This is a genomic window from Mesorhizobium sp. M7A.F.Ca.CA.004.06.1.1 (assembly GCF_003999135.1).
In the GTDB taxonomy this organism is placed as follows: domain Bacteria; phylum Pseudomonadota; class Alphaproteobacteria; order Rhizobiales; family Rhizobiaceae; genus Mesorhizobium.
Genome location: NZ_RZPQ01000206.1, coordinates 1 through 8157 on the forward strand (window position 1 = coordinate 1; position 8157 = coordinate 8157).

General features: G+C 60.4%; 6 protein-coding genes and 1 tRNA gene. 4 read left to right on the forward strand and 3 right to left on the reverse strand.

Translation table 11 applies throughout. From position 1 onward, the window contains the following. Positions 1-112: 112 nt before the first annotated feature. Positions 113-994, reverse strand: a complete 882-nt coding sequence (dapA, locus tag EN906_RS14635; RefSeq protein WP_127267153.1) for a 4-hydroxy-tetrahydrodipicolinate synthase — start codon at positions 992-994, stop codon at positions 113-115. A 292-nt stretch (positions 995-1286) separates the two neighbouring features. On the opposite strand from dapA, the gene EN906_RS14640 reads away from it, so the two are divergent. Next, positions 1287-3338, forward strand: a complete 2052-nt coding sequence (locus tag EN906_RS14640; protein WP_127271626.1) for a lytic transglycosylase domain-containing protein — start codon at positions 1287-1289, stop codon at positions 3336-3338. Positions 3339-3635: 297 nt separating this feature from the next. After that, positions 3636-4535 carry an alpha/beta hydrolase gene (locus EN906_RS14650; RefSeq protein ID WP_127269279.1) on the forward strand — a complete coding sequence of 300 codons (900 nt, stop codon included), beginning with the start codon at positions 3636-3638 and terminating at the stop codon, positions 4533-4535. A 60-nt stretch (positions 4536-4595) separates the two neighbouring features. On the opposite strand, the gene EN906_RS14655 is transcribed toward EN906_RS14650, so the two are convergent. Beyond that, the gene (locus tag EN906_RS14655; RefSeq protein ID WP_127269280.1) at positions 4596-5690 is read right to left on the reverse strand and encodes a site-specific integrase; all 1095 of its coding nucleotides are present in this window, start codon (positions 5688-5690) and stop codon (positions 4596-4598) included. Positions 5691-5928: 238 nt separating this feature from the next. Next, positions 5929-7062 (reverse strand): porin, encoded by a 1134-nt coding sequence (locus tag EN906_RS14660; protein ID WP_127375231.1) that lies wholly within the window; start codon positions 7060-7062, stop codon positions 5929-5931. 449 nt (positions 7063-7511) lie between these two features. On the opposite strand from EN906_RS14660, the gene EN906_RS14665 reads away from it, so the two are divergent. Together EN906_RS14665 and EN906_RS14670 are read left to right on the forward strand one after the other, a co-directional pair. Next, positions 7512-7602 (forward strand) — tRNA-Ser (locus EN906_RS14665). 176 nt (positions 7603-7778) lie between these two features. Next, entirely contained in the window at positions 7779-8021 is a 243-nt protein-coding gene (locus tag EN906_RS14670; protein ID WP_127272808.1) for a GIY-YIG nuclease family protein, read from the forward strand. Positions 8022-8157: the final 136 nt, after the last annotated feature.

Here is an 8157-nt window from a genome sequence, read left to right on the forward strand (position 1 = left end):
AGATGATGGTGTCATCGAGAACCGGAGCGGAGCGTACATATAGTACGTGAGCACCGGAAGCGCAGGTGACGCCTTCAGATGGCCGCAGGAGTAGAGTTTCCAAACGGGCTCGCTAATTAATCAAGCCGGCGTGCTTCATAGCCGCATCGATCTTGTCGGCAGTCGACTGTTCGATCGTCACCAGCGGCGAGCGCAGCACGTTTTCGACCTTGCCTAGCTTCGACAGCGCATATTTGGCGCCGGAAACGCCAGGCTCGATGAAGATCGCCTTGTGCAGCGGCAGCAGGCGATCCTGCAGATCCAGCGCCCTGACGCTGTCGCCGGCAAGCGTTGCCTCCTGGAATTCGGCGCAGAGCCGCGGCGCGACGTTCGACGTCACCGAAATACAGCCGACGCCGCCATGGGCGTTGAAGCCGAGCGCCGAAGCGTCCTCGCCCGAAAGCTGGATGAAATCCTTGCCGCACGTGGCGCGCTGCTCGGAGACCCGTTCGACCTTGCCGGTGGCATCCTTGACGCCGACAATATTCTTGAAGTCGTGCGCGAGCCGGCCCATCGTCTCCGGCATCATGTCGATGACCGAGCGCGGCGGGATATTGTAGATGATGATCGGCAGCTTGGTCGCCTTGGCGACCGCCGCGAAATGCTCGTAAAGACCGCGCTGTGTCGGCCTGTTGTAGTAGGGTGTGACGACGAGGGCGGCATCGGCGCCGGCCTTCTCGGCATACTGCACGAGGCCGACTGCTTCCTCGGTGTTGTTGGAGCCGGCGCCGGCGACGACCGGAACGCGGCCCTTGGCCACCTCGATACACACCTTGACGACCTGGCGGTGCTCGTCATGCGACAGCGTCGGCGACTCGCCGGTGGTGCCGACCGGCACCAGGCCCGTCGTGCCCTCTGAGAGTTGCCATTCGACGAACGCGCGAAAGGCTTTCTCGTCGAAACGCCCGCTCTTTTCGAACGGTGTCACGAGCGCAGTAAGCGAGCCTCTCAGCATATCGTCCAACTCCTTGGGACTTGTTTGTTCATGCATGCCGTTGCCCCAAAACCGGTATTCACTTTGGGGCGACATGCATCGGTGCTTTATCGTGCGCGCCTTCTAGCCGAAAGCGAAGCGGCGCACCATAGTCTCGACATGGTTGCGCGGCAAGCATTGCCATGGTGCCAGCAAGCGCAATTCGAACGGCCTCGCTAACCCTTTGTTTACGAGCTCTTCACGACCTAAGTTTAGGCTTCGAGGCATCTTCGCCTGCTTGGGGAATGCCAGGACAAGGAAAGACTTAAGGATCATGCCGGGCGGTCGGTCTCATATTCTCGCGCTGCTTGGCGCCACGCTCGCGCTGATGCCGGGCATGGCGATCAGCGGTAGCGTGGACGTACGGGTCACCTCAGCCATTCCGATGCCAGGCGCGGCAATTGCGCTGCCAGACCTGCAGGATAGGACGCGACAGGCGCCCTTGCCTGACGTCGCCCCCCTGAAAAGCGGGCTGGATGCGTTGGCGGCGGGCGATAGTCCCCGCGCTCGTGGAGTGCGCAATGCCCTTCCGGCTCAGTCGCTCGACCAGCATATCCTTGCCTGGGCGATCGCGCTTTATGGCGGCGACAAGGTTCCGAGCGGCGATATCACTGCTGCGGCCAAGATGCTGCCCAATTGGCCGGGCACCGTCGCCCTGCGCAGGAACAGCGAGCGCGCACTCTATCGCGAGAACCCTGCCCCCGACATCGTTATCAGGGCGTTCGACGGCAGCCAGCCGCAGACATTCGAAGGTGTGATGGTTCTTGCCCGCGCCTATGTGGCGTCAGGCAATATCAAGGCGGCACGTTCGGTGCTGTCGCCCTTCTGGCGCACCGCGATCCTGGAGGCCAGGGACGAGGCGGCGCTGATCAAGGAATTCGGCAGCTTGATCCCGGCCACCGACCACCGTTTTCGCATGGAGCGCATGTTCTATGCCGACCGCGCGAATTCCGCCTTGCGCGTCGCCGGCCTGGCCGGCGCCCAGCAACTCGCCGAGGCCTGGGCGGCGGCCGACAAAGGCGACAAGAACGCGCCCAAGCTGCTGAAGGCCGTGCCGGCAATGCAACGTTCGGCCGGCTACTTCTTCGCGCAGGCCGAATATCTGCGCAAGCAGGAGGATTTTGCCGGGGCCGCCGCCATTGTGATGCAGGCGCCGACCGATCGCGACGCTCTCGTCGATCCGGATGCCTGGTGGGTCGAGCGCCGGGTGTTGTCGCGCGAACTGGTAGACCAGGGCGACATGAAGACCGCGTACAAGATCGTCGCCACACACGCCGCCGAAAGTGCCGCCAATGCGGGAGACGCCGAATTCCATGCTGGCTGGTATGCGCTGCGCGGCCTGAACGACCCAAAAACCGCGGCCAGTCATTTCGCTCGCATCGCGGACCTCGCCCAGGGGCCGATGACGCTGTCGCGCGCCTATTACTGGCTCGGCCGTGCCGCGGAAGTCGGTGGTCCGGGCAATGCAAAGGACTATTTTGCGCGCGCCGCTGCCTATGGCACGACATTCTACGGTCAGCTTGCCGCCGAACGCGTGGGCCGGCAGGCGCTGAACATCGCCTACCCCTCGCCAAGTGCAGCCGACCGGCAGAATTTTGCCGGCCGCGAGGCCGTCAGCGCCATCAAGCGGCTGCAGGAGGCGGGCTACGACCGCTATGCCGAGACGCTCTATCGCGACCTTGCCGGGCAGTTGACCAGTCCGGGCGAACTGGCGCTGCTGGCTGTCCTTGCGGAAAAGCAAGGGAACCATTTCATGGCGCTGAAAATCGGCAAGATCGCCGGGGCGCGTGGCATCGATGTCGGCGCATTGTCGCATCCGCTCGGCGTCATTCCCGATTCGGCCGACATTTCCGGCTCGGGCAAGGCCCTGGCCTATGCGATCGCCCGTCAGGAAAGCGAATTCAACATCGGCGCCGTGTCCAGCGCCGGCGCGCGCGGGCTGCTGCAGCTGATGCCGGGAACCGCAAGGCAACTGGCGAAGAAGGCCGGGCTGCAGTTTTCGCAAACACGGCTGACCACCGATGCCGGCTACAATGCGACGCTTGGCTCAGCCTTCCTCGGCGAACAGCTCGATCGCTTCAACGGCTCCTACGTGCTGACCTTCGCCGGCTACAATGCCGGCCCCAACCGAGCCAGCCAGTGGGTGGCCAGATATGGCGACCCGCGCGGCAAGGACATCGACGCGGTCGTCGACTGGATCGAGCGGATTCCCTACACGGAAACAAGGAGTTACGTTCAGCGCGTGATGGAGAATTACGAGGTCTACAAGATGCGTATTTCGGGCAAATACGACATTGTCGGGGATCTGGTGAACGGGCGGAGTTGAGGGGATAAGGACAGGCAAGCCAAAGGCTGGCGCTCTACGGCGCCCCCCTCTGTCCTGCCGGACATCTCCCCCTCAAGGGGGGAGATTGGATGTCACCTCGGCTTTCGCCAATTGTCAGCGTCAAAGAAATCGCGCCGCCAATGAAGCCACTGATCTCCCTCCTTGAGGGGGAGATGTCCGGCAGGACAGAGGGGGGCGCTGTCACTCCAACGTCTCCAAGATGGCATCCTTCTATTTGACCATCCCTACCCTCGCCTGTAGCAGTCGGGATGATCCGGTCAGGGGAACCCCTTTCAAATGTCAAACGACCCAGGCTTCTCCGACTTCTTCTACAGCGCACCGGATGGGCTGAAGCTCCATGCTCGCATCTACGGTGAGGCCAATAGCGGATCCTGGCCGGTTGTCTGCCTGCCTGGCCTGACCCGCAACGCCAGGGATTTTCACGAGCTGGCGCTCTATCTGTCGACGCATGCGGCAACTCCGCGCAAGGTAATCGCCTTCGACTACCGTGGGCGCGGGCAGTCAGCCTATGATCCCGACGCCAAAAACTACAATGTCGGCGTGGAGGCTGGCGACATCCTAGCCGGGCTGACGGCGTTGAACATCGGAGAAGCGGCCTTCATCGGCACCTCGCGCGGCGGGCTGATCATCCATGTGCTCGGGATGATGCGGCCATCGGTCCTGAAAGCCATTGTTTTCAACGACATCGGACCGCTGATCGAGACGGCCGGACTTGCCCATATCCAGTCCTATCTCGAGCGCGACCCGGCACCGAAAACCCGCCCAAAGGCAATTGCCGCCCAGCGCAGCGTGCATGGCGAAGACTTCTCCGCCCTTGCCGGCGCCGACTGGGACCGGATGATATGGGCTCTCTACCGCGAAACGGATGATGGGCTGATGCCGGATTTCGATCCGAAGCTGGTGGATACCGTGGCGAGCCTCGATCTGACGCAGAAGCTGCCTGATCTATGGCCTCAATTCGAGGCGTTGGCCGCCATCCCGTTGCTCGCCATACGTGGTGCCAATTCGAGATTGCTGTCCATAGACACGCTCAACCAGATGAGAGAGCGCCATTCCATGATGGAGACGATCACTGTCGAGGGCCAGGGCCATGCGCCATTCCTCGAGACCGGCAGCCTACCGGGCGACATAGCCGCTTTTCTCGACCAAGCCGAGCGGAAGAATATCCCGAAGTAAATCCCATGACCAAACAAGGTCACGGGATAGCTATGATAGTATAGGTGGAGATTCTTTAGCCTACTTGGCCTTTGAACTTTTCCGAGCCGCTTTCGGCGACTCCTTTGCGGCGGCGGCTGCCTCATCCTTCTTTTTCCGCTCTGCCGTCGGCGACGAAGGCGTCGTCACGGGCGAAGAAAACACGGAGCCTTCAGCGCGATTGCCGCCCGGCTGAGTCGATCGAGGTGTTTCCAGCACGATGACACAGCCATCGAGATCGTTGGTGGCCAGATGCGCGTAGCGCATGGTCATCGACAACGTCTGGTGGCCGAGCCACATCTGCACGCGCCTGATGTCGATGCCGCCCTGGACAAGGCGCGAGGCGCAGGTATGGCGCAGTATGTGCGGCACCACCTGGTCGTCTGCGCCAAGTCCGACTTCGGCCTTCGCGTCGTTCCAGATGGCACGAAACTGTGCCTGGCTAAGCTTTGTGAACGGTCCCTTGGGCCGACGGCCTTCGGTGGGCGGCAGTTTGATGACCTCCTTGACCCGCTCGGTCATCGGAATGGTGCGGCTGCGGCCGGATTTGGTGATCCAAAAGGAGACGCGATGCTCCTGGATATCGTTCCAGATCAGCCCAAGCGCCTCGCCGAGACGGCATCCGGTGTCGACCAGGAAGACGGAAAGCCTGTAGGCATCCTCGCTGCGGCTCTTGATGGCGGCGAACAGGCGCGCCTCTTCGTCCCTTTCGAGGAAGCGAATCCGACCCGCCCGCTCCTTCTGGCGGCGGAACTCGGGCAGGCTGTGGATATCTCCCATCTTGTGAGCCTTGCGCAGCAGTTTGCTGAGGGCAGCCATCTTTCGATTGATGGTTGCGTTGCTGTTGCCGCGCTGGCGCAAGGTGCCGATAAGGTTGTCCAGGGTACTTTGGTCAAAGGCGCTGAAACGCTCCCCAAGGAGGATCTCGTCTATTTCGCCGATGAACGAGCTGACATTATACTTATGCCGCCCATCATCCCATAATATGTCCCGATATGCTGAAAAAAGATCTCCGACCCGATGCGACTTTACTTCTCTAATCTTATTGTAGGTGTATCGAATCTTCGGACTTTGAGAAGAAAACATCGAAAAATGATCAGAGGACTCGCCCTCTTGAATCGCTTCGTTCGTCATCATTTGCCACACCCCCGAGTGGGATAGGTCAGCCCTACCCGCTTGGAAGCGTCCTTTCAAGAGATTTTAATCACGCAGTTGTGATTTCATCCGCCCATCAGCGGATCCCACGAAACCACTCCACGGATTTATTCAGCTACCGTTACCCCCATCCTTCTGTTTGCCTTGATCCAGTCGCGAAAACAAAAACAGCCCGGGCGTTGTGCGCCCGGGCTGGATTTCACCTGTAAGGAACCAGCCCTTAGAACGAGCGCTGGAAGCGGAGGATACCGCCGATGTTGCTTTCCTTGTCGGCGCTGGTCCAGTTGGACGCAGGGTAGCTGCCGGCATTGAGGTAGTCGACTTCGGCCGTGATCGTGAAGCCTGGAACCACGTCGTAAGCGATGTTCGCCGCGATGCCGAGGTTTTCGTCTTCATCATACGACACCTGGGCGTTGAACGAGGTCTTCTCGTTGAACTTGTAGGTGCCACCGCCCCAGACTGCCCAGTTGCCGCCCCAGAGCTTGTACATGCCGCGGCCACCGGCCGGGAGAGCATAAGTGCCGTCATTGTAGTTGTCGTCGGTGCCGTAGCCACCCATGATGAACAGCGAGAGTTCGTTCGAAACGTTCACATCCAGGCGAACCTTGCCGGCCACTTCTTCGTAGTTGCTGTCATAAGCGACGACACCGGTGATGGCGCCCCAGCCCTGCGTGTACTTCACGCCGCCGACGACATGCGGAACATAGCTGTCGATCGTGAAGTCGCCATAGCCTTCTTCGAGCGAGACGACGGCCGAGAAGCCGTTGCCGGCATCGAAGTAGTACTGGACGACATTGGTGTCGAAGCCGCCGTAGGGGACCAGCGTATCCTGGATGACGTTGCCGGCATAGCCGACGAACGTGTCGAAGGCCGATTCGTCTTTACCGACACGGAGACCACCGAGCTGGATCCAGGCGAAGTTCAGCGAGACGCCCTTGTTGTAGGCGTTGCCAGAGTAGGTGTCGTCGCTAAATCTCGTGTTGCCGAAGTTGAAGCGGGTTTCGGTGTAGGTCTTCAACGTGCCGAGCTCGGTTTCCTGGCCGGTCCAGGTCTTCAGCGTGAAGCGGGTATTCTTCAGCCAGGTATCGTTGACTTCACCGTCTTCTTTGTCCCGGGCCCAGGCACCATCGAACGAACCGAGGTCGCCACCGCCGATGTCGTAACGGATATAGCCGCCGATGCGCAGGCAGGTTTCGGTGCCGGGGATGTAGAAGTAGCCAGCGCCGTAGACGTCGCAGATCTTGACGTATTCAGCGGGTTCCGGCTCGGCGACGACGACGGCGTCGGCGGCGCGCGCACCGGAAACTGCGATCAGGGCCGCAGCGGAGCCGAGGAGAAGGCTCTTGATGTTCATTTTCTGACCTCCAGTCAAAAGTTAAAAAACGGGTCTGGGTATTCTTTGCTGAAGGACAGCGTTCCCTGCCCCATCCCCACTACCGAAAAAGATGCGCACCGCGCCGCTCCTTCGAAATCGACATTACCCATGAGGCGGCGGCGTTCAACCACGATCGTACCGGCGAAAGGGCTGCCTGGCTGCTATCCCCCGGCGTTGTTGCACAAATGACACGATTTGGCCTCACTCAGAAAGCTCTCGTTAACCATCAGGCCCGCCGCAACCCCTTGTTTGCCGCCGAATCCGGCGAAGGGCCGTCGGAATCATGGCAAGCTCCCGAGTCGCTGGCCAGGAAACAACCGCAGAACCGCCTCATCCATGGAAGGCCACGGTTCAGTGCATCTTATTTTCCATATAATGATGCGGGCTTGTTGATTGTGCCGGCGCTTTTCTTTATCCACCGGCGCAACGGAGAGGTGGCCGAGTGGTCGAAGGCGCTCCCCTGCTAAGGGAGTAGAGGTCAAAAGCTTCTCGTGGGTTCGAATCCCATCCTCTCCGCCATCCTGCTTCGCGCTGCGAGCTTCGCAGGACAAGTCCCGACCTCCGCGCGAAGCAAGATGCCTCCGAAGCCGTAGCGAAGGAGGGCTCAAGCGCCTGAATTTCTTGCAAAAAAGGGTTGGCAGCTGCCCTTCGGCCAAGCAGGATACCCTCTCGCATCGGCAAGGAGGAGCTGGCTCATGTGGTGTGTGTATCTTCTCAAGAGCGAGGTTGCGGAAGGCGGGCGTTATGTTGGCATGATGTCGGACCTGAAACGACGGCTTGCCGAGCACAATTCGGGAAAATCCAGCCATGCGTCCAAATTCCTGCCATGGCGGATCGTCACCCATATGGCCTTCTCGAATCGGGCCAAGGCAGCTTCATTCGAGCGTTATCTCAAATCCGGTTCAGGGCACGCTTTCGCCAACAAACGCTTTTGGTGACGGCCGCAGGCCTACCGAAAAATCCCACGGTCGTCCAAAAAAAGGTAGCGATAACAGCTCGTTACTCCGATGAAGCGGGGGGCGGCTCCCGTAATTTTATTCGATTCTGACTGGAGGTCAGAAAATGAACATCAAG

What these genes read in the sequence shown, in the direction of transcription:
- EN906_RS14640 (WP_127271626.1), top strand. Translation starts at nt 1,287, where the DNA reads ATGCCGGGCGGTCGGTCTCATATTCTCGCGCTGCTTGGCGCCACGCTC.
- EN906_RS14650 (WP_127269279.1), top strand. Translation starts at nt 3,636, where the DNA reads ATGTCAAACGACCCAGGCTTCTCCGACTTCTTCTACAGCGCACCGGAT.
- EN906_RS14670 (WP_127272808.1), top strand. Translation starts at nt 7,779, where the DNA reads ATGTGGTGTGTGTATCTTCTCAAGAGCGAGGTTGCGGAAGGCGGGCGT.
- dapA (WP_127267153.1), bottom strand. Translation starts at nt 994, where the DNA reads ATGCTGAGAGGCTCGCTTACTGCGCTCGTGACACCGTTCGAAAAGAGC.
- EN906_RS14655 (WP_127269280.1), bottom strand. Translation starts at nt 5,690, where the DNA reads ATGATGACGAACGAAGCGATTCAAGAGGGCGAGTCCTCTGATCATTTT.
- EN906_RS14660 (WP_127375231.1), bottom strand. Translation starts at nt 7,062, where the DNA reads ATGAACATCAAGAGCCTTCTCCTCGGCTCCGCTGCGGCCCTGATCGCA.